Below are 22,160 nucleotides of genomic sequence, written 5' to 3'. Positions count from 1 at the left end.
TGTTTGAGAGACGCATTCCAGTGAAACGAACAACGGTACACCACCGCTTGGTGGAGGGCCGCACCTACCGATGTTGCCCCAGTCGGTAGTCTCTTCGATCGGTGAAGACGACTCGATGAAACCGCAAATTCTATCACGATGCCGAAATTCGACGCACGCATCCCTCTCCGATTTCGCTTGGCGCTGCTGGTGACCGGTCTGCTGGCGGGAACGGTGTTGCTTGCTGACTGGATCGGCCTGGCACCGGACGCCCGTCGGCAACTGATGCGGGGGCGCGTTGCGCTGTGCGAATCGTTGGCCGCCTGCGGCACCGCGATGGTTGCCGGCGGCGATGCGGCGGGCTTTGAATCGGCGGTGGCCGCGCTTGTCGACCGCAACCCCAGCCTGCGATCGGTTCGATTGACCGACGCGGACGGCAACACCACCTTCCAAACCAACGGACACGAGCGGCATTGGTCGGCACGTCCGGAAGATCATGACTGGAGCATCACCGTTCCGATCTTTCGGTTCGGCCAGCCTTGGGGAAGCCTGCAGTTGGCGTTCACCGAAACGGAAACCGAATTGGGGATGGCGAGTTACGGCGTCTGGGGACTGCTCGCGTTTCTGATCCCGATCTGTCTGATCCAATACGCTTTGTTGATCGAGCTGATTCTGCCGCCTCCGAAGTCCCCGGCGGAGAACCAACCGGTGTCCTCGGACCACGACGACACGGTTCGAATGCAACCACAAGACACGACCGTCGTGGTCAGCGCCGCGGAATCTGCGTCGATCGCCGCCACGGCTCTCTGCGACGGCGATTCCGCGACGACGCCGCCCGGCCATGCGGATGGTTTGCCCCCGATCCACACGACATTGCCGATCGATGACGAAGAAATGCGGGGCATCGTCGTGAACTTCGTCGATCGATTGGACGGCCGGCTGGATGGCATGCAAGACGCACTTCGCCAAGCCGACTTTCGAACCCTACGTAGCGAAGCCCATTGGCTGAAGGGTTCCGGGGGAACGGTCGGGTTCAGCGATTTCACCGATCCGGCTCGGGAACTTGAAAACGCAGCCAAAGACGAAGACAGCCGATTGGCGCTCGACATCCTGCAACAGATCCGCTCCATCCGATCACGAATCGTCTCGCCGGTCGCTACCGATGATGCGGCGGTCGACCAGACGCCGATCGAGTGCACGCTTCCCTTGGACGACGAAGACTATCTGGAGATCGTCGTCGATTTCATCCAGCAGTTGGATGTGCGTTTGATGGGCATGTTGTCCATGGTGCAAACCAAGGCCTTTGAAGAATTGGAAAACGAAGCCCATTGGCTCAAAGGCTCCGGGGGCACGGTCGGATTCCCGGCCCTGACCGACGCGGCGCTCAAGTTGATGAACGCGGCACGAAGTCAGGATGTCCACCAGTGCCAGGAATCACTTCGCGTGGTTCTGGAAATTCGTCAGCGTCTGGTCGTCCCCCAACCGATCGGAGGCACCGCGTCGCCTGATGACGGCTGAGAAGACCGCGAAACCGGATTCAGATCAGCCCACGGATGGCAAAGCGTCCCCACGGATGTTGATCGGTCAGGGATCCGTGGGTACGCCCTGCTATCCGTGGGGATGTATCATTACCGTGGTCCAAGGCGCATCGTAGTCGATTCACTTTCCGCCTGACGCATCGACGTCGTTGATCCCGTAGTGACGCAGCTTCTCTCGGAGCGTGCCGCGATGGATCCCCAATCGCTCTGCGGCCGCCGCACGACTGCCCGCGGTCGCCCGGAGCGTCAACCGCAGCAGCGTCGGTTCGACCGCCGCGACCAGATCCGCATGTAAGGTCATTGTGGGGTTTTCGGCTGCGTCGGCGTCCAGCCGCGGTTTGCACCAGGCTGCCACCGCATCGGGCAACGAAGCTTCGGGCGACTGCACGGCGCCAGAGTCGCGACCGAGTTGTGCCGGCGGAAAGTCGTCGATCGTCAGTGACCGGCCCCGGGCGACAACCGCCGCATGTTCCACAGCGTTGCTCAGTTCGCGGACGTTGCCATGCCACGGTCGCTCGGAAAGCGCGTCGATCAATTCCTCGGAAAGCGATTCCGCCGCGGATTCGTTGCCCAGACGCAGCAAGAAATGCCGACACAGCACCGCGAGGTCTTCCAAGCGTTCACGCAAGGGCGGCAGGTGGATGTGCAGGCCGCTCAGGCGATAGTAAAGGTCCTCGCGAAACTGTCCCTGTCGCATCGCTTCGTGAAGGTCACGGTTGGTCGCGGCCAGCACACGCACGTTGCACCGTCGTGGCCGCACGTCGCCGACCCGCAGGTACTCCCCTTGATCCAAAACACGCAGCAGTTTGACTTGCACGCTCATCGGCAGATCGCCGATTTCATCCAAGAACACCGTGCCGCCTTCGGCTCGATCGAACAGTCCCGACCGATCGGCATCGGCACCTGTGAAGGCGCCTTTGACATGACCGAACAACTCGCTTTCGACCAGGTCTTCGTTCAGAGCGACCGGCGCGATCGGCAGGTAAACTTGTTTGGACCGATGGCTGTGACGATGGATGGCGGCCCCGACCAACTCCTTCCCCGTCCCGGTCTCGCCGGTGATCAACACCGACAAATCGCTCGCGGCCACCAACGCGATCTGACGAAACGCTTGTTGCATCGCCGGCGAGCTGCCGACCAATCGGTTGTCTCCCTGGTCCTTACGCACCACCGCGACGGGGGCGGACGATTGCCGAGACGTCGAAAGGGCGACCTGGCAGACGCGTCGGGCATCATCCAAGTGAAAGGGTTTGACCAGGTACTCACTTGCACCACGGTGGACCGCCGCAACGGCGGTTTCCAAATCCCCGAACGCCGTCATCACGATGACCGGACTGCCCCCGCTGGTTTCGATGAACTTCGGCAGCGCTGAAATCCCATCCTCCTTGGGCAATCGCACGTCCAGCAGAACAAGGTCCGGGCGTCGTGCCGCGGCCAACTGCAGGCCTTCTTCGGCCGAGGACGCCGTGATCACCGTGTGCCCTTGCTCGGTGAGCATCCGCTCAAACGCCCAACAGATCGATGGTTCATCATCGACGACCAAGACGGTCGCTCGGCGGGTCGTTTGCCCCCGGGAATCGGGCTGGTCCGGTGCACCACTGTCAGTCATGCTGCGGGTTCTCCTGTGATACGTTCACGGTCAATTCAAACGTCGTCCTGTCCGAATCGCGATGCCAGCGAACCGAACCGCCTAACATTTCGGCAGTCCGTTTGACCAGCGGCAACCCCAGCCCCAAGCCTTCGGGTTTGGAAGTGACAAAGGGATCGAACAATGATCCGCTGACCGAATCGTCGATACCCGGCCCATTGTCGACGACCGACACGACGGCTTGATCCGAATGCATGGTCCGCGCGGTGACATCAACCTGGGAGCCGGCCTGCATCGATCCGGCTTGCATCGCGTTAAGCACCAGATTGGAAACTGCGGCGGAAAACGACGCCCCGTCCTTGATCCATCGTGATTGCAACACAGGATCGATCGACCAAGTTAATTCAACACGCAGATGATTGGCAATCGGTTGGTGCGTCGAACGCACGTCCTCCAAACACTCGCCGACGCGTTGCGGTCGCTCGGTCGATGCTTGGCCGCGACCGAGGGCGAGCAACCGGCTGACGTATTCCTCGGCGATTTCCAATTGCCGCAGCGCCACGCGCACCTCTTCGGGTGGCTCGGGGTCCAGACTTCCCTGATGCAATTCCATCGCCATTTTTGCCCCGGTCAGCGTGTTGCGCAATTGGTGGGCCATGCCACCGGAGATTTGGTGCAACAGTTTGGCGCTCTGCTGGCGATTGACACGGTCCCACAGTTCACTGAGTTGGCCTGCCATCGTGCTGATCGCGCCGGCCAAGCGTCCCACTTCATCGTGACCGACGTCGGAGAGTTCAGATTCGAACTCACCGCCGGCGATGCGGTCGACCTGTGTTTCAAGGCGTTTGAGTCGGCCGATCAAGCGCGACGTCAGGAAAAACATCAGGGCGGTGACGACGGCGATGGTCGACAATCCGGTCAACAGCGGCAGCGCGGCGGCCCGTCGGGCGACCGCATCGACGTTTCGCTTGGCAAACAACACCACCACCGACGACGTTCTGCCGTCTCCGGCCCCCGCGATCGGCCGATCGAACGCAAAGGCAAAGAACTCGGTCGAATCGAGCACGACATCCATCGGCGCCGGATCCGCATCACCGGAGGACCGCGTGATGCCGGACCGGCCGGTCAATGCTCCGGGCAACTCGGCGGTCGGGGCCAGCGGGAGCGTCGACGACACGATCGCCCCGCTCGGATCGACCGTGATCCACTGCGTTCCGGTCAACTGTGAAAGCGACTGCAAGACGGCGGGGGTCAGCGGAAATGTGGACGGCGTGATCGCGGCTTCGATCCAGTGATAACGATCGGACATTTCCTCGAGCGCCCAGCGGCGGCCGAGTGTCCACGACGTCCACGCCACCACCATCGCGGCAAGCGCCGCTGAAATCACCAGCGGCGTCAGAATTCGGGTGGTCAGTGAATGGTTCGTGGGCACGTTGGATGTTAGTCGCGTTGAATGTGGGGGGCGTGGATGGCCGGCCTGCCGCGATGCTTTTTTCGCCACCCGACGGTGGCGAATCCGCCGCCGGGCCGGACCGCGTCACTTGAAATCTCGCTGTTTTCGCGGCACGGATCGCAAAAACGGTCTTCGGTACAGGACCTGCTTGGCAACCGCAGTGCCTCTTCCGGCAGTGTGATCCATCCTCCCGCCATAAAACTTGCGAGATTTGCTTTGAAACGTTTCCGCGCCTCAGGATTTACCCTGGTCGAGTTACTTGTCGTGATCGCAATCATAGGCATCTTGGTCCAAGCGGCGCTGCTGGACCGCAGCGTCCGCAGCGTGACCGATTCGATCGATTTGAAACTTTGGCACGCCGCCGGAACGCGCTCCGGCCGTGAAGTGCTCGGCGAGTGGTAAGCTCACGGCCGACGTTGAACATGACGTTAACGGCGGCGGCTTGGTCCCCATCGCTCACGGATTTCCTGGGCTTTGGCCCGCGCCGTTTCGGCATCTTCCGCTTCATTCATCGACATCGATGCGGCGGCGACTTGATCATGCAGTCTGGCGAGCATCCCCCAGGCGATTCGATTGCCGGGGCGGAGCCGAACATAGACCTCCAGTTCCTCGACCCCTTGCAGGGCACTCAGCTGAGACTCGGCAAACTGTTCGATCCGAAATCGGGATTGCGAGTGTTCGCGGAGTGCCATCGCGCACAAGAAGTGATAGGCGGGGACATCGGGAAAATTGCCTGTCAGCGAACGAAAAATCTCGATCGCCTCATTCAGGTACGTCGCCGCGGCGATCGGATCGGAGCGATCGACCAAGTCTCCCATCGCCTTCAGGGCGTCGGCCAGCGTCACTTTGTAGCGTGGAATAGCGGGGTAAGCCTGACTCAACTGGCGGGCGATTTTGATGCCGCGTTCCAGTTGGGCGATCTGGTCCCGGTTGTTCCCCGTCCAGCGAAAACGCTGGACCGTCGCGGTCAACATCTCTGCCAGTTCACACTGATAATCCGGGACATGCGGATGCTCGATCACCAGTTCGTCCAAGATCGCGATCCCGGCCGACTTGACCGATTCCCGCTCGTTGCTGTTCCGATTCGACGCAAACGGATAATAGGCCCGATAGGCGCGCGCCAGGGCCAGTTGATAGCCCGGATTTTCGGGTTCCCACTCGACCAGACTTTCCAGAATGGAAACGGCTCTGCGATGGCTCCGTCGCGCGTCTTCGTGGTGGAACATCAACCACTGAGATTGCCCGAGATTACTGAACGTCCGCGCCAATTCGGCTTGGCAGGCCGGTTCGCCCCGATGCGTCTGCTGGGCCAAGACATCGCGTGCTTTCAGAAAGACCCGTTCCGCTTCAGGGAAACGGCTGGTGGCATACTTGACCAACCCCAATTGGTTCAGCACTTTCGCCTTGGTCAACACCAGCGAGGTGTCATCCGTGGCGTCTTGTTGATTCAAAATCGCCAGACAACGCACGTAGGCATGCTCGGCCTTGGCGTACTTACCGAGCCGTTGATAGATATCCCCGGCGCGCTGATGGACACGTGCGGTATCGCGCATCAGCCTGGGGCTGGGGGCGTTGTCGACGGCGAATCGATCGTAGAACCGAATCGCATCTTCCATCAGCGACGCGCTGTGGTCGGAAACCAGCATCTGAAGCTCACCGGGCGCGAGGTCTGCCGGCACAGAGTCTCCGGGCGCAGCGTCTTCGGGGCCGATTTCCAGATCGGTCGGGCGAGCCATCCAGCTGGACGTGAACCGACCCAGAATCTGGTCCATCGATTCAAGTGCTACGATCAAATTGCTTTCGGCGCGTTGCCGTTCTTCGACCGCCTCACGCCACTTTGAACTGACCAGGACGAAGGACGTGCCGATCACGACCGCCAAGGTACCGACCAGGGAGGCGGCCAAGGGGTCGCGCCGCGCCCATCGGACCATGCGGCCGATACTTCCGATCCGCCGGGCTCGAACCGGACGCCCGTTGATGAACCGGGTCAAATCGTCGGCCAGTTCGCGTCCGTTTTGATACCGCTGTTCGGGTGACAAGGCCATCGCCTTGAGCACGATCGCTTCCAGATCCCGCGGAATGCGTGGCCGTACCGATCGTGGTTTCTCGAATTCCCCATGTAGAATCCGATCCACCACCCCGGCCTTGCTGCCGGCGACGAACGCCGGTTGCAGGGTGATCAGTTCGTACAGCGTGACGCCCAAGCTGTAGAGATCGCTGCGGGTGTCGTGTTTGCCGCCCAGCTGTTCGGGGGCCATGAATCGCAGTGTGCCCGCGATGTCGTTGCGGTCGACCGGCTGGTCTTGTTGCAAGGCGGTCGCGAGCCCGAAGTCGGTCACCCACACGGTCCCACCGGAGTCGATCATCAAGTTGCTCGGTTTGACATCCCGGTGTAGAACTCCTTGGCTGTGTGCATAATGAATCGCGTCAGCCACTTGGACTCCGATGCCGGCCGCACGAACAAAGCTGGACGCCATCTCCGACGCCAGGTCTTGGTCCGAACCCACACCCTCGCCGGTCGGTGCGATCGTCGGCGGATCGTCCTCATGGCGACCAAACAACCGGGCCAGGCGAAGGGAGCGGTTGCTGCCGGAATCGGCGGTGCTGCCCGCCCCGAAACGCCATCGCAGTGTGTCGTCGGAGGATCGAGAGGGCCGCGATCCGGATTTGGCCCGTTCGATGATTTCATCCAGCCCGACGCCTTTGATCCGTTGCATCACGAAGTAGTGCAATCCGGAATGATGTCCGACGCCGAACACCGGCACGATGTTGTTGTGGTGCAACCGCGCGGCCATTTTGGATTCGCGGGCAAATCGTTCCAGCTTGCGAGCCTCTTGCAGGGTCTGGCGGGGGAACACTTTGACGGCGACGCGTCGCTGCAGGCTCTGCTGTTCGGCTTCATAGACCACCCCCATCGCGCCGCGGCCGATTTCACGAACGATGTGATAATCACCCAGTTCCGGTGGCACCTCGATCTCGATATCATAGGGATCGGCGGTCGAGGACAGCGTGTTCTCTTTGAATTTTTCCAGCGCGATCATGACCGGGAACTGCATCCGGATGCGGTCGGCCAACTCGGGATAGGCCCGCGCGTATTGATCGGTCGTCACCTGGTCTCCCCGGCGACGGCGTTCGATCAGCTCCTCGCCCAGTACTTCGACCGGGTCGCGCACCTCCGCTTCCTCCTCGCGCAGCTCGGTGGGGTCATGATTCATCGAGGAACCCCGGGATTTCTTGCAACACTTCTCTCAGCCGGGTCAGTGCCCTCATGTAACGGTTGCTGGCGGCGGCGTCTTTTAAACCCAACACTTCGGCGACCTCGCTGTTTCGAAGCTCTTCGAAGTGCCGCAGCGCGATCACCTCGCGGTCGATCTCGTCCATCCCTTCGAGCGCTTTTTCGATCTGCAAAACCAACTCGGCGTGCATCGCGATTTGGCTGGGCGAGGCCAACACGGACGCCAGTTGTAGCGCCATCGACGCGGAGGTGGCCGCCAACATTTGGCGGTTGATCCCGACCTCTTGTTTGATATCCCGCATCTCCGCCTTGAGGTGACGTCGGTGAACATCGATCAACCGCTGGGTCGTCAGCTGGCGAAGCCACACGTAGAACGACAACTGGGGGCGTCGGAGGTAGTGACGCATACGTTGATGAGCGTCGATGTAGACCTCTTGAAGAATGTCGGACGCGTCCTCTCGGCCTCGCAATCGACGGTCCATTCTGAACTCAAGCATCCGTTTTAAACGCTGGCGGTGAATCGAAAATAGCTCCACGAAGGCGTGCTCTTCGCCGGACTGGAGACGTTCGACGAGTTCCTCGTTGAAGCCGCTGCCCGACATCTTGGTCCTCTTGAAACGGAGAGAAAGCTGGATTTACACACGCCCGCCGCCGTCGCCATGTCGACTTGCGAACCGGTTTCGGACACCCGGCCGAATCGCCGCCCCGTGGTTTCCAGGAAATCCGAGAAAAATTTTGGCTTGTTGTGGTGTACCGGTAGGCGATCGTTGCGTTTCAATTCGAACCGAAAATTTCGATGGGGGTGCGTTTGCCACACTGGGGCTGTCCCGCAGCGGACGCCTTCGCCCGATCCATCATTCTAGTCTCTCCAACCCATTCCAATCATGGAACGCTGATCATGACACGAATCGCGCGTCTCGCGCTCTGGACGCTCCTGCTGGTTTCCGTCGTGCCCGCTGCGGTCGGGTGCTCCCGACACACCGGACTGAGCGGGAACAGTGGCGACATCGCCGACTATCTCTCCAGAAACCCGGGCTCAGATCTCGGCACCCAGGTCGAAGGCGGAGATCGCTGATCCGCACCAGTCTACCAGCCCGGTGATGACCGCGGGCCTGTGTGACCGTTGGTGTCTAGCGGAACCGCACCACTTTGCCGGCCAATGGCCGTGCAATCGTCGCTACCTTCGCCAGAAGGTGGTCCCTCCTTGAGACTTCCACGCTCGCATCGAGCGCAGCCACGTCAACGTGGCGCCGTCTCAGTGAGCCTTTCAAAAACCTCTGATCTCCTTTCCACCTCTTCCAGGAACCTTTGAATGAAACACACCCCCAGACGTGGCTTCACGCTCGTCGAACTGCTCGTCGTGATCGCCATCATCGGCATTCTCGTCGGCTTGCTCCTGCCCGCCGTCCAAGCAGCCCGTGAAGCGGCGCGGCGGATGAGTTGCAGCAACAACTTCAAACAAATCGGCTTGGCCGTGCACAACTATCACTCGGCCTACAAGCAACTTCCCACGCACGGGACCGGGACGTATCACCGTCGCGACGCCGGCAACAACGATCCGGTCGTCGGCAACAACGGGATGAACCTCAGCTTCCTCGTCGGAATCACTCCCTTCATCGAACAACAAGCCGCCTGGGACCAGATCTCCAATCCCTTCCTGCCGACCCAAGGCACGGCGATCAACGGCACCGATGCCTTCCCGCCGATGGGCCCCAACCCCCACAAAGGCCTGTCCAGCCACCTGCTGCACCAATACGACCCGTGGCTGATGGAGATCCCCGGATTCCGCTGCCCCAGTGACCCCGGCGTCGGGTTGCCCGCGCACGGACGAACCAACTACGCGGCCAGCCTGGGCGACGCGATCCACCACACCTGGGTCGGTGACCGCTACTGGGCGGCGACCGTCAACGGCAGTCCCGGATGGTGGAACATCACCGCACCCAATACCGGTCTGGCCCAACGCAAACAGGAATCCAGTCGCGGCTTCTTTGTCGCCCGCAACCAGTCCCGTTTCCGCGACGTGCTCGATGGGCTGTCCAATACCATCATGGCCGGCGAAATCCCGACCGACTTGGGCGACTCGGATGTCCGCACCCGCGCCTACATCAATGCCGGACGCAACGGCGGCGTGTACGACGATCCCGCCATCGCCATCACCAACGGCTGGAAAGACGATGACCGCCCCACCACCTGGGACCTGACGTTGACCAGTTTGCAGGGCAACGGCGAAGGCATGCGGGGATTCCGCTGGGCCGCCCACGCCGGTGTCTACACCTCGATCTGCACGATCCTGCCGCCGAACCGCGAACTGGTGATGAGCAACGGCATCACGTCCGGCGGAACCCTGGCCCCGGGAAGCCGACACCAAGGCGGCGCCCACGTGCTGCTGGGCGACGGTTCGGTGACCTTCATCACCGATTCGATCGAAGCCGGTGACAGCCACACGCCCACCGTCTACACCAACGTCGGCGGCACCAGCAGTGCCGCGATCAATCCCAAGATCGTCCCCGGTTGCCAAAGCCCCTACGGGTTGTGGGGCGCGCTGGGAACGCGCGGTGCTCGCGAAACCATCGAAGCCCAACTCAACCAGTGATCCTGAAATCCGATGGCTGTTTCGGTCGCCGGCGATTCATTCGCCACGACCGAGACAGCTGTCGTGACCGGACCACGATTTCGCCCTCCGCCCCTCGCCGGAACTCCCCCCACCTTGCGGAACGCAAGGATTTGCGAGACTCTAGGCGGCTGCGAGTTTTGTGAAGAACTCGTGAAAATCAGTTTCGAGCGGTGCCAAGTCGACACCGACCCTGACGAACACTGAATGTTCAATCCACCAAACATCAAACAAGGTGTTGAGATGCTACGCAAGTTCACCAGCGTCGCGCTGGCGTGTGCTTTTTCGGTTGCACTGATCGGTTGCGATTCCGCACAAGAGTCCGCCGACACAGAAGAGGCCGTTGAGGTCGTCGTCGAAGAAACCGAAGAGGCGACCGAAGAAGCCGCCGAGTCGGCCGAAGAAACCGCCGAAGCTGCGGAAGAAGCCGCCGAAGAAGCTGCGGAAACCGTCGAAGAAGAAACCGCCGAATAAGAAACCGCCGAATAAGAAACCGCCGAGTGATCGCCTCGCGCGGATCGGCCGGAATCGAGATCGAACACCGAGGGCACGCCATCCTGGCGTGCCCTCGGTGTGTTTAGTCGCACGTCGATGTCGAGCCTTTAGGCGATTCCCCCTCGCTGCTCCGCAGCGACACCGGGCGGCGAAAGCCTGGACACCAGCGCCGCTACCGAAATGGTTCCTCCCGCGGTGGCCAGGCGTCGTAATGCTCCGCCGTGTCGCCCGACCAATACGGTGACGATCCCCACAGCGGCACGGTCGGAAGCGACGCCTCCCATTTTCCTAGCAGTCGAAACAGCTGATCGGTCCGCGCCGTTTCGCGACGCGACAAATCATTCATTTCCCCCACGTCACTGGCAACGCGAAACAATTCTGCCGGGCGATGCGAGGGTCGGACCAGTTTGTCCGCACCGTCGAGCACCGCCGCCTGACCCTGCAATCGCCAATACAAACGCCGCGATGGCCGTTGGTCCTCATCGGTCAACTGAGGCAAGACGTTGATCCCATCATGGGTTCCCGCCAGGGCGATCATGCGTTTGCGGTTCCGCGCATCCTCATGGGGCATCGGTTCGCCCAGTGGCAACGCCTTCGAAGCGGTCGCCGCCATGAACGTGGGCAACAAATCCAACGCGCTGACGACGGTATCACAGCGCGATCCTGCGGGGATCTTAGCGGGCCACGTCCAGATCATCGGCACGCGGATGCCGCCTTCACGCAAACAGCCCTTCACCCCACGCAGGGGACCGTTCCAGCTGGCGTTATTGGTCGCACCACCGTTGTCCGAAAAAAACACCAGCAACGTGTTGTCCCACTGGCCGGTTTGTTCCAACTGGTCACGGATCCGGCCGACACCGCGATCGAGTGCGAACATCATTGCGGCATAGATTTGCCGCTTCCTGTCGGGTAGATGCGCAAATCGCTGCAGATCCTCCCGCTTCGCCTGCAACGGCGTGTGCGGCGCGTTGTACGAGAAAAACACGAACCACGGCTTCTCCGGCGCCGAGCGTTGTTGTTTATCAATGAACCGCAGCCCCTCGTCGGTGAAAAAGTCCGTCAGGTAGTCGCTTGAGAACGATTCGACACGCTTGCCATTGCGTTCGATGGCGTGCTTCATTGTCGCGGGAAAGTAGTGGTGGCTGCCGGTCAGCATGCCACAAAAGTGATCGAAACCACGATCGTTGGGATGGAACCCGTCGCCGGTGCCCAGGTGCCACTTGCCGATCAGCGCGGTGGCATAGCCGGCGGCACGCAGATGGTCTCCGAGCGTTTTTTCACGCGGCGGTAATCCCAGCAACTCCGGCCGCGTCGCATAGTTCGACGCGGCGGCATTCAAATTGTCTTCGTACCCGAAGCGTCGCGGATCGCGACCGGTCATCAACCCGGCCCGCGACGGCGAGCAAACCGGACTCGCCACATACGCTTGCGTGCACAATGCCCCGGCGTCGGCCAACCGATCCAGATTCGGAGTCCGAAGCGTTTGGCTACCCATGCAACCCATGTCCCCGTACCCCATGTCATCGGCCAGGATCACGACGATGTTGGGACGCTCAGCGGCATCAGCGATTGCGGCACACCTCCCCAGGATTGGTCCCCCGAAGCCGGCTGCCACCAGGAAAGCGAATGTCACTGTTCTGTGAAACGAGTGCCGTGGGGAAACCCCGTCGCAAGCACCACGCATCAGGGCAAGGGGGTAGGCCATGTTAAATCCCATTCAATTGAATCTGGACGTTGGGTGATCGCATCGCTCGTGCGCTCGACCAGCGGTTGCGAATCGCGCCTTTTCGGACGCCTCTGGTTGGAGCGAGCTGGTGTGGGTCTCTGCTATGCTACAGCAAATCGTCGGAATCACCGAGCGTCGGCATCGTTTTAACCTCTGCTCTTGAAGAATCGAGAACCAATCAATGAGAAGTCTCCTGGTCTTGTTTTCGCTGTGTTTCTTGCACGTGGTTCAGGCAACCGCACAAGACGACTCTGATTCTCAGCGGCCCCGCCGTGATCGACCTCGTGGCGGCTTCGGCGGAAGGATTGAACTCGGTCCCGAGGACAAGCAAATCTATCCGGACCCACCGGACAGCATTGTCGAAAAACGCGATGACATTCCGCGCGGCAAACTCGAAATGATCGACTATCAGTCAAAGACGGTCGGCACGACGCGGAAGATGAATGTCTACACACCGCCGGGGTATTCAGACGAACAGAAGTACCCGGTCCTTTATCTGTTGCACGGGATCGGAGGTGACGAAACCGAATGGCAGCGATTCGCGAATCCCGACACGCTGCTGGACAACCTGATCGCCGATGAAAAAGCGGTCCCCATGATCGTGGTCATGCCAAACGGACGCGCCCAGAAAAACGATCGAGCAGAAGGCAACGTGTTCCAGTCCGCGCCCGCATTTGCTGTGTTCGAAAAAGACCTGTTCGATGACGTGATCCCCACCATCGAATCTCGCTACTCCGTTGCAACGGACCGACAACATCGGGCGCTCGCGGGGCTGTCGATGGGGGGCGGGCAATCGCTGAACTTTGGACTGACGCATCTGGACAAATTTGCCTGGGTCGGAGGATTCTCGTCGGCGCCGAATACGAAAGCCCCCGAGGAATTGATTCCGGATCCCGAGACAACAAAAAGGCAGCTTGACTTGCTCTACCTATCCTGCGGTAACAAAGACGGATTGATCCGGATCAGCCAACGGTTGCAACGGTACTTGAAAGAGAACGGCGTCCCACATGTTTGGAACGTCGATTCCCATGGCCACGATCCGCCCCACTGGCGAAACAACTTGTACCACTTCGTTCAAATGGTCTTCCAAGAGGATTCAGGGAAACCGGCAGCGGCAAAAGAAACAGCGAGTGAATCGCAGGAATAATCGCTCTCGGCGCTCGTCGAGCGGTCAGGACAGGTCCCCAAGCGCGTCGCTGTTCCACTGCCGTTGTGTCGAATGAAATCAAATCGATCCGTTCTTTCCCAGATTCTTGTTAACGACTTCCGGCAGCGTTCGGCATACGGACAACCGGCAGTTGTTTCACATCAGGCGTGCGGATGGACGACAATCAGCACCGACGAAATTTGCCGATCCGGAACCCAAGCTCAACGCGCGACGTGACCTCGTTGTCGACGGAGAGGCCTTCCGCTGGCAGAAAGGCAAAGGCAACTACGTTCCCCATCCAAAGTATTTGCCTTACACCGACCCCGCAATGAAGCAGAAACAGCCCCAGAAGCAACGCTAAACCTCGCTCGATCTTCCAATGAACAACCGATTGTTTTTATTGGCATCAGCAGTGTTGCTTGCGCTAACGGCCATCGTCGCGGAGGCTCCGTCAGCGGATCCGCCGCCGCCCAACATCGTCTTCCTCTTTGCAGACGACCTTGGCTACGGCGATCTTGGGTGCTACGGGCATCCTTATGCTCGCACGCCGGCGATCGACCAGCTGGCCAAAGAAGGGACGCGTTTCACTCAGTTCTATGTGACCGGAGTGACGTGCAATCCCAGCCGCACGGGACTGATGACCGGGTTGTTCCCGGCTCGATTTCCGAAGTACGCAGCCGACTTTGGATTCGGGGACCGCGTGACCATCACCGAATTGCTGAAGAATCGAGACTACCGAACCGGTCACTTCGGCAAGTGGCACATCGGCCCGGATGACAGTGACGGCACCTATGGAATCGATACGGTCAAGACGATCGGCAAGAGTCGCGACAGATCAGCCGGGCGAGACGACGACCTGTACTCTGCCGCGATCGACTTCATCAAAGCAAACAAGGAGGGGCCGTTTTACGTCAACGTCTGGGGGCATGCCACGCACTTTCCCGTGGACACCCCCGACGAACTGGCCGACCGGTTCGACGACGTGACAGTCAACCGGGAAGACTTCTCGCCGACCATGCAGCACAAATTCGATGAGTGCTTGAAGATCGGCGGCGATCTTGATCAGTCGATGCGTCAGTACCTCGGCGACGTCTACCAGATTGACCTGAACGTCGGCCGAGTCTTGAAGGTCCTCGACGAATTGGGGCTCCGAGACAACACCATCGTGGTGTTCTCCAGCGACCACGGACCGGCTCCGGTAATTCTCGGAAAGAAGGGAGCGAGGAAATTCTCGAACAACATGCTCGGCTACGCGGAAAAGTTTCGCGGAGGCAAGCATGATCAGTACGAGGGTGGCACGCGAGTCCCGTTCATCATCCGCTGGCCCGACAAGGTGAAAGCCGGGCGAGTCGACACGATAAACGTCTGCTCCTTCGTCGACTGGCTGCCCACGCTCTGCTCGATCGCCGGGATCGAGGAACTGCCGAAACAACTTGACGGGGAGGACGTTTCCGACATCTGGCATGGTGCCGATCGCCAGCGCACGAAGCCGTTGTTCTGGAAATCCAGCGCTTCTGGCAGCACGCCTGCGATGCGGGTCGGGGATTGGAAGCTGCACCTGCCTCGCAAACAGCGTGGCGATCCGGAACTCTATGACCTTTCAATCGATCCGAGTGAGAGCAACAACCTCGCGGCGACTCATCCGGAAGTCGCCGCCCGCCTCGGGAAGTCACTAAGAGCGTGGGTTGCCGAACTGCCAGAGCATTATGAAAAGGCAAACGAACAATGAGCCAATTCAATCAGGCGGTACGATGGACGATCCGACTGCCCGTTCTCCACCCCAAGGTAACAAACAAAACTGTAGCTACCGTCGCCAGACGGTGGACTGCCCGTCGAAGCCACCGCGTGGCGACGGTAGTTACATACATATCAATAGGCTGCTGCCTTTTTCTGACATCTGCGTTCAATGCAACGCTGGCAAACGATCGAAAGCCCAACGTCATTGTCATCATGGCCGACGATATCGGCGCTGAGGGGCTCGCCTGTTACGGCAGCGCGATCTACACGACTCCGCACCTGGACCGGATGGCTGCCGAAGGGGTTCGCTTTAACAACGCGTATGCAACGCCGCTTTGCACTCCTACACGTGTGATGATCATGAGCGGCCTGTATCCCAACCGGACCGGCTATCGAGCCCTGATCGGAAAAGGCAAAGGAGTCCGACTGGTGCCCGAAGTTCGCACCTTCGCGCATGATTTCCGCGAGGCCGGCTACGCCACAGCTATCGCGGGAAAGTGGCAGCTCGGGAAGTTTGACGAATACCCGGATCAGCCCGTCGAACACGGGTTTGACGAGTACTGCATGTGGACTTGGTTTTACAAGGGTAAGAAATCGAGTCGCTACTACGGACCACAGATCTATCGAGACGGCAAGGTCACCAACGGCGACGCCGATGATTTCGGGCCGGATGACTACCGTGACTTTGTGCTCGATTTCATCGATCGCAAGCAGGACCAGCCATTTCTCGTCTATTTCCCAATGGCTCTGGTGCACTCGCCGTTTATCAACCCGCCGGGTTTACGGAAACGAGCCGAAAGCAGATTCACTAACAATCTCGACAAGCAAACCCGCGCTTTCGGCCACATGATCACCTACATGGATCAGGTCGTCGGCGACATCATGGCCAAGCTCAAAGAGCACGGTCTGGAAAAGAATACGCTGGTGCTGTTTACAGGAGACAACGGGACTCATAAGAGCATCACCAGCAAGCTGCCCGGCATGGAACTCAAAGGCGGCAAGGGCTCGATGACCGAAGCCGGCAGCCGAGTCCCCTTGCTGGCGTGGTGGCCCGGTCACGTAAAGACGGCCGTTCGTGACGAATTCTTCTGCCTTGTCGATGTCCTTCCCACGATCCAGTCCATTGCCGGCATCGAGCTGAACCGCAAGGTCGACGGCATTGATCTTTCTCATCTCCTCATAGGCGGCGAAGGAACGAAACGCGATCACGTACTGATCAACTACGGCCGCGGCTTCTTCGTCCGGAAGAAACGCTTCCGTCTGAATCAGGACGGCAAACTGTACGACATCCCGATCACTTCAGACGCATCTCGATACAGTGAGGCCGTCACCACCGACCCGGCTCACGCCGCCGATCGGGATCGCCTTCAAAGGATTCTCGATGACTTCATGGCCATCAATCCCGAATACGGCAAGGACTCCTCGAATGACACCATGAAGAACAAACGTGACAGAAAGCAACGATAGCCCAGGCCTCAGTAAGAACCCGCGTGACTCCGGTTGTCAGCAAGATCAAGGCGGATTCCTGCGGCAAACCTTCCTTCGTTGCAGCCCCTATTCCGCCAGATCCATTCCAACGTTGCTGCTCTTAATGTCTCGACGACTTCCGCTACGGTCCGTCAATCACTTTGGTCTTGAACCCTCTGGGTCATCTTCCGTGTGACTCGTTCATTTGCAGCCTTCATCTGAATGACGTTCTCTGTGTCCGGCATCTCCATTTCGTCGAGCAACCCATATCTCCTCGCTTTGTTTCGCTGATAGGCGCCGCACAGATGGAAGCCGATGCAACCCGGATTCTGATGCATTGCCGCCAGGGTCTCTGCGTACCACTGGCCGTTGTTGCGAGTGAACTCACCAGGCTCCGTCTGCCACTTCATTTTGGCGGCATCGGCAAGCAGCACGGGCATGCCGGTTTTTCTGTGCCACTCGTCGAGATGATCAACCGGATTATCGATATGGTTGAGTCCAATTGAGAAGAACGGCTTTCGATCCGGTGTCAGCAACCACCAGTGATTGTTCCGTTTGCCGAGAGTAAAGAAGCCTTCCGGATCGGTCTGCGTCGAATTCGTCTCAGAGTTCTGGGCGAAGAGCGGCGTTCGACTCGCGGCAAGGCCCGCCCCCAGAGCGAGACCGGTCTTGAGCAAACGCCGTCGTGTTGGTGTACTCATCGGGAACACTTTTCGAGCTGTTTTTCGGCTAACACTACGTCGGGGGCGGCTGCGGGTCAATCGCTTGCGGTGGCGGGGTGACGATGCTGGCGGATGAATTGCAGGATCGCGTGGGCGACGGCGTCGTCGGATTCGCCCATGCGGCTTGCGATGGTGCCGTGATCGCGGCCGGCGACTTCGATGAACTGGATGTTTTTGTGTCCGGCCGCTTTCATTGCGGCAGCAAAGTAACGGTTCTCTTCGCTCCGCGCCGGCAGATCGTTGTCGCCGGCGAAACACAGGAACGGCGACGTCTCGGCGGTCGCATGGTAGGCGGGGGCGGCTTCGTCGATCACCGGCCGGGTCCGCGGAATGTTGCGTTCACCTCGAACCGTCGAATGCGTCACCATCTGTCCGGCAACCGGAATGTAGCCCGCGATGTCCGTTCGCTTCAGCCCGTGTTCGGCCAACAATTCCGCGCGCATGCCGACCATCGACGTCAAGTAACCTCCGGCCGAATGCCCCGACACGAAGACCGCATCGGGTGATCCCCCGTGCTGCGCGACCGTGTTGCGAACGAATGCGACCGCCGCGGCCGCGTCTTCAGTGTAGCCGGGATACTTGACCTTCGGTGACAAACGATAGTTGACCGATGCAACGGCGATGCCTTCAGCGGCAAACCGCTCGCAAACCGCGACGGCGATGTCGTCGCCCTTGTGCCCATTCTGCAAGCCGCCTCCATGAAACCAAACCAGCGTCGGGAAACCCGCTCCATCACTCGGCAGGTACCAGTCCAGCTTGCAGCGTTCTCGTTCGTAGTCGCTCAGGTTTTCGCCGCTCTTGTACGGCTGGTCGCGGATGATTCGAATTGCGTCACTTGGTTCATCATCCGAATCCGTCACTCCGTTCAAGCGACGGTCGAGCATCAACACGATGTCGCGGTGAAAGTTCGCCGACATCTCTCCAAGGTTGTGACCGGTCGCGGGATGAATCGTCAGCGAGTGATCGATTTGCAGCTCCGTCAGCCGTTTCGAAAACGACTCGTTGCCGGCCTTCAGCCGATCCTCCTCTCCGACCGCCATCCAGATTCCCGTCCGGCCACGCAACTTGCTCGCGTTCTTTTCGGCATGGGCGGTCGCGGAATCCTCGGGATCGCCGCCGCGCATATTGAGGGCCGCACTGAGCGTCGCGGCCGCGCTGAACATGTCAGGGTATTTCGTCAAAAACCGTAACGAGCCGCCACCGCCCATCGACCATCCACAAAGTGCCCGCTTGTCGCGCGTCGCGAGCGTTCGATAGGTGGCGTCGATGTGCGGAATCAACTCGCGGATGATCCAGGTTTCGGCTTTCACGCTGTCGTCTTCCCAGTCGCGATAGCCGCTGTAGTGACCGCCGTTGGGGAAAACGTAAATCGCCTCGCCGATCACGCCATCGGCAATGCCTTTGCGGACGGCCCAGGCGAATTCGCGTGACGACGATTCGCTGCCGCTTGCCCCGTGCAGGTAATACACGACGGGGTACCGCGCGTCGGGTGAACTGTTATAGCTCGGTGGCAGGTAGATGCTGTACCCGATCTCACGCTGCATCGATTCGCTGAACAATGTCGCATGCTGACAGCCTTCGGCGATGTTTTTGTCGACCCACTTCCACTGGCTCGGCGATGGACGTTGGGCGTGTGATTGGAATGCCGCCGTCGTCATGACGAGGCAGCAGCCCAGGAACAAAACATAGCGGTGGACGGATGACGGTTTAATGATTTCGGTGCTTCGCATCGTTGTGCCTTTTATCGTAACGCTTGTAGAAAGTGACGCTGTGCAGTCCGCGGTTTGTCAATCCGTTCATGTGGATTGCAGATTCGCCGCGGCTACATTCGCTGAAGGCTGAAATTTGCACGGGGATCCACCTTCTGGCGAAGGCAGCTACGGTCGCCCTGTGATTCGTGCAAGGTGACGTTGCTGAACTAATCGATCAGTTCCTCGAATGTGGCATTCCCGATTCGATACCTTTTCCAGTCCTTGTAATCGAAGTGCCACCATTCGTACCGGTAAACCGAGAACCCTTGGGATTCCATCGTGCGACGCAGCAAGTCGCGGTACCAACGCTGACGGGAAGTCCCACCCGGATACAGCGGAAACGCCCGCGGCGAAAACTCATCGTAGCCGGCAACCATCTGAATCGGCTGTCCGGAGACAAGATCATACAGCGTCAGGTCCACGGCACAGCCACGATTGTGACGCGAACCGCTGGCGGGATTGGCGACGAAGTCTTTCAAATCGCCGGGAGTCGCATCCCAGAACATTTTCGTCACGTGCCAGGGGCGATAGGCGTCGTGAATCAGCAGACCCAGGCCGAGTGGTTTCAGTGTTTGGTTCGCACGGGCCACCGCTTCGGCCGCCGGTTTCTGCATGAAGGCTTTGGGCTGCTTGTAGAACACCGCTCCGGTGAAATTGTTTTTCGTCGCGTATCGAATATCCAACGCGATTGATGGGTCGAGATTGACCAGTTCGACGAGATCCGGTTCACGGTAGCTGCCCGGTTCCGCAGGCGGCGACGCCGCCAAGGCGCCGGCGCGGAGTTCATCGATCGGTTTGACGGGCGTGATCTTAAACGTCTCGCCGTCCTTGGTGCCAACCTCCCGCCGATTGAACACCACCTCTGCGGCGTTGACTTCCGTTGCCACACCGCTTTCGTCACGAGTGAACCGCAACCCTTCACCATGATACAGTCCGTGATCCGGGAACTCGAAAACATCGTCGCTGATTTCGGTTAACGGATAGTAGTAAAACCATTCGATCAACGCGTAAAGCCGGCCGTTTCGTTCGAGGATGTACAGCGTGTTGTGGTCCCAGCCGTACTCGCCGATCAGCCCTCGCCAGCGGTCGGGAATCTCGGCCGGTGGGTCGTCCGGCAGTCGCTGGAACGTCGTGTCGCCGATAACGAGTTGCCCATCGCTGTTGAGGTTGACTTCGGTGCCGAAGCCGGCTTCGTCGTCGGTGATAATCGAACCGTCATCGGCCACGCGGAGCTCACTCCGAAAGGTTCCACGGTGCATGAGGACATCACCATTGAGCTCGGAGATTTCAGCGAATCGATCGCCCTCGACCTCCTTGTAGCGTCCCCGCAGAACCCTCGCACGCTCGGCCGGCACGGGGACCGTGGTGCGATACTCCGGCAATTCCTTCCCGTCCTGGGTCGCGATCATCAGCCGCAACGCATAATCGGCCAAGCGGCGGACGACCGCATTGGTGCCATCCAATGAGGCGGCCGCCGCGACGCCGAGTTTCCGTTCGGGCAGTGCTTCCAGTTGGGTTGAAAACCCATAAACCGCGCCGCCATGCCCGATCTTGGTGAATCCGTCTAACTCCTTGATGTGAAATCCCAGGCCGAACCCCTGCGGTTTGCCATCCGCATCCTTGATCGGTGTTGTCATCCGCCGCAGTGTTTCAGGCTTCAGAATCATCCCGTCGTTCGTTTTGCCCGCGTTGAACAGGCAGGAGACAAACTTGGACAAATCGAGCACGTTGGAATACAGGTTGCCCGCCGGGCCGGTGCCCAACAGGAACGTCGGAGCGGAAAACCGCCTCCCGTCGTAGGTTCGCATCCAACCGGTCGCAAGTTTTGATTCGATCGCGGGCGACACGACGAAGCTGCTTTGATTCATGCCCAGCGGATCGAGAATCGTTCGCCGGACACGTTCCGGGTGCGAGACGTCCAGTTGTTTTTCCAGGACGGCGCCGACGACCGCGATGGCCGCATTGGAATACTTCGTTTTCGTCTCCGGCTTGTAAACCAGCGAGGTGTCGTTCAGGCTTGCCACGGTCGCATCCAGTGTCGGTTCGGAGGGGTCAAAGTAGTTGCCCACCGGTGATTCCCGCACAAGCCCCGATCGATGCGACATCATCTGCCGCAGCGTCAGCGGGACATCGAACGGATTGTTCGGTTTAAACTCGGGAAAGTAGGTTTGCACCGGCGCATCCAATTCGAGTTTGCCTTCGTCGACCAACTGCATCACGGCGATGTCGGTGAATAATTTGGAGACCGATCCCACTCGATAGACCGTTTCCGCCGTCGCGGGGATTGTCCGGTCGGCATCCTGAAACCCGAAACCGTCGGCCCAAACCACCTGATCGCGGTCGACCAGGGAAATGGAAAACGCTGGCAGTTGCTTCTGCTGCACTTCGTGACGCGCCGCGGCTTTCAGCTTGTCGATGGCCGGACCGTATTCGTGCGTCGTCGGCGTCTGCTCTTGCCCCCAAAGCGTGGGCAAGTTGAACGCCTGCAACGCCATCAACATGACCACTGCGATGGTCAAGCATCGATTGCCGCAGGTGACGTGGAGGACACGTTTAACGTGCGAGCGACCTGTATTGGATGACATGCGATGCAATGCCAAACGCTTTTGTGGCATTGGGGGGTGAAAATAAATCATCATTCGACCTTGAGAGACGGCGACGCAAAAAGCCCGGCTGCATCGTTCAGTCACTATAATACGCAATCCAAGACC

Annotated in this window: 16 protein-coding genes and 1 pseudogene; 9 read left to right on the top strand and 8 right to left on the bottom strand. The window is 59.7% G+C overall.

All coding sequences use genetic code 11. The features are described 5' to 3' along the window. The first annotated feature begins 138 nt into the window (after nucleotides 1–138). Nucleotides 139–1,497, top strand: coding sequence for an Hpt domain-containing protein (locus Mal15_RS01095; RefSeq protein ID WP_147866051.1), 1,359 nt, complete (start codon nucleotides 139–141; stop codon nucleotides 1,495–1,497). A gap of 141 nt (nucleotides 1,498–1,638) precedes the next feature. Here Mal15_RS01095 and Mal15_RS01090 read toward each other — a convergent pair whose 3' ends face one another. Then, on the bottom strand, nucleotides 1,639–3,126 hold the full coding sequence (locus Mal15_RS01090) for a sigma-54-dependent transcriptional regulator (protein ID WP_147866050.1): 1,488 nt from the start codon (nucleotides 3,124–3,126) through the stop codon (nucleotides 1,639–1,641). Further along, nucleotides 3,119–4,537, bottom strand: a complete 1,419-nt coding sequence (locus Mal15_RS01085; protein WP_147866049.1) for a sensor histidine kinase — start codon at nucleotides 4,535–4,537, stop codon at nucleotides 3,119–3,121. Before Mal15_RS01085 ends, Mal15_RS01090 begins: the two co-directional genes overlap by 8 nt. A 216-nt stretch (nucleotides 4,538–4,753) precedes the next feature. Here Mal15_RS01085 and Mal15_RS35040 point away from each other — a divergent pair. Continuing rightward, a pseudogene (locus tag Mal15_RS35040) lies at nucleotides 4,754–4,849 on the top strand (type IV pilin protein); the annotation flags it as partial. Between the two features lie 137 nt (nucleotides 4,850–4,986). Here the strand turns inward: Mal15_RS35040 and Mal15_RS01075 are convergent. Together Mal15_RS01075 and Mal15_RS01070 are read right to left on the bottom strand one after the other, a co-directional pair. Continuing rightward, nucleotides 4,987–7,773, bottom strand: coding sequence for a serine/threonine-protein kinase (locus tag Mal15_RS01075; RefSeq protein ID WP_147866047.1), 2,787 nt, complete (start codon nucleotides 7,771–7,773; stop codon nucleotides 4,987–4,989). After that, nucleotides 7,763–8,395: a sigma-70 family RNA polymerase sigma factor gene (locus tag Mal15_RS01070; protein ID WP_147866046.1), complete on the bottom strand. Its 633-nt coding sequence runs from the start codon at nucleotides 8,393–8,395 to the stop codon at nucleotides 7,763–7,765. Before Mal15_RS01070 ends, Mal15_RS01075 begins: the two co-directional genes overlap by 11 nt. Nucleotides 8,396–8,691: 296 nt before the next feature. Between Mal15_RS01070 and Mal15_RS33865 the strand changes: the two genes are divergently transcribed. The 3 genes from Mal15_RS33865 to Mal15_RS01060 all read left to right on the top strand — a co-directional run bounded on the left by Mal15_RS33865 (nucleotide 8,692) and on the right by Mal15_RS01060 (nucleotide 10,878). Continuing rightward, a complete protein-coding gene (locus Mal15_RS33865; RefSeq protein ID WP_167546558.1) occupies nucleotides 8,692–8,868 on the top strand; it encodes a hypothetical protein in 177 nt (58 codons plus the stop codon). Nucleotides 8,869–9,105: 237 nt separating this feature from the next. After that, nucleotides 9,106–10,386, top strand: a complete 1,281-nt coding sequence (locus Mal15_RS01065; protein WP_147866045.1) for a DUF1559 domain-containing protein — start codon at nucleotides 9,106–9,108, stop codon at nucleotides 10,384–10,386. 225 nt (nucleotides 10,387–10,611) lie between these two features. Next, nucleotides 10,612–10,878, top strand: coding sequence for a hypothetical protein (locus Mal15_RS01060; protein WP_199773789.1), 267 nt, complete (start codon nucleotides 10,612–10,614; stop codon nucleotides 10,876–10,878). 193 nt (nucleotides 10,879–11,071) lie between these two features. On the opposite strand, the gene Mal15_RS01055 is transcribed toward Mal15_RS01060, so the two are convergent. Continuing rightward, nucleotides 11,072–12,532 (bottom strand): sulfatase-like hydrolase/transferase, encoded by a 1,461-nt coding sequence (locus tag Mal15_RS01055; protein ID WP_233903221.1) that lies wholly within the window; start codon nucleotides 12,530–12,532, stop codon nucleotides 11,072–11,074. Nucleotides 12,533–12,806: 274 nt separating this feature from the next. Here Mal15_RS01055 and Mal15_RS01050 point away from each other — a divergent pair, with 274 nt between their 5' ends. The 4 genes from Mal15_RS01050 (at nucleotide 12,807) to Mal15_RS01035 (ending at nucleotide 16,976) form a co-directional block, all read left to right on the top strand. Next, the gene (locus Mal15_RS01050; protein ID WP_147866044.1) at nucleotides 12,807–13,772 is read left to right on the top strand and encodes an alpha/beta hydrolase; all 966 of its coding nucleotides are present in this window, start codon (nucleotides 12,807–12,809) and stop codon (nucleotides 13,770–13,772) included. 106 nt (nucleotides 13,773–13,878) lie between these two features. Further along, a complete protein-coding gene (locus Mal15_RS01045; RefSeq protein ID WP_233903220.1) occupies nucleotides 13,879–14,133 on the top strand; it encodes a hypothetical protein in 255 nt (84 codons plus the stop codon). An 18-nt stretch (nucleotides 14,134–14,151) separates the two neighbouring features. After that, the gene (locus Mal15_RS01040) at nucleotides 14,152–15,501 is read left to right on the top strand and encodes a sulfatase family protein (protein ID WP_147866043.1); all 1,350 of its coding nucleotides are present in this window, start codon (nucleotides 14,152–14,154) and stop codon (nucleotides 15,499–15,501) included. After that, nucleotides 15,498–16,976 carry a sulfatase-like hydrolase/transferase gene (locus Mal15_RS01035; RefSeq protein ID WP_147866042.1) on the top strand — a complete coding sequence of 493 codons (1,479 nt, stop codon included), beginning with the start codon at nucleotides 15,498–15,500 and terminating at the stop codon, nucleotides 16,974–16,976. The genes Mal15_RS01040 and Mal15_RS01035 overlap by 4 nt, the downstream gene beginning before the upstream one ends. Before the next feature lie 152 nt (nucleotides 16,977–17,128). On the opposite strand, the gene Mal15_RS01030 is transcribed toward Mal15_RS01035, so the two are convergent. From Mal15_RS01030 to Mal15_RS01020, 3 genes are all read right to left on the bottom strand, one after another. After that, nucleotides 17,129–17,677 carry a hypothetical protein gene (locus Mal15_RS01030; protein WP_147866041.1) on the bottom strand — a complete coding sequence of 183 codons (549 nt, stop codon included), beginning with the start codon at nucleotides 17,675–17,677 and terminating at the stop codon, nucleotides 17,129–17,131. Between the two features lie 56 nt (nucleotides 17,678–17,733). After that, nucleotides 17,734–19,428: an alpha/beta hydrolase gene (locus Mal15_RS01025; protein WP_147866040.1), complete on the bottom strand. Its 1,695-nt coding sequence runs from the start codon at nucleotides 19,426–19,428 to the stop codon at nucleotides 17,734–17,736. Nucleotides 19,429–19,616: 188 nt separating this feature from the next. Next, nucleotides 19,617–22,064: a serine hydrolase gene (locus Mal15_RS01020; RefSeq protein ID WP_233903219.1), complete on the bottom strand. Its 2,448-nt coding sequence runs from the start codon at nucleotides 22,062–22,064 to the stop codon at nucleotides 19,617–19,619. Nucleotides 22,065–22,160 lie beyond the last annotated feature (96 nt).

The organism is Stieleria maiorica (assembly GCF_008035925.1).
Taxonomy (GTDB): Bacteria; Planctomycetota; Planctomycetia; order Pirellulales; family Pirellulaceae; genus Stieleria; species Stieleria maiorica.
This window is presented reverse-complemented; position numbering and strand designations above follow the sequence as displayed.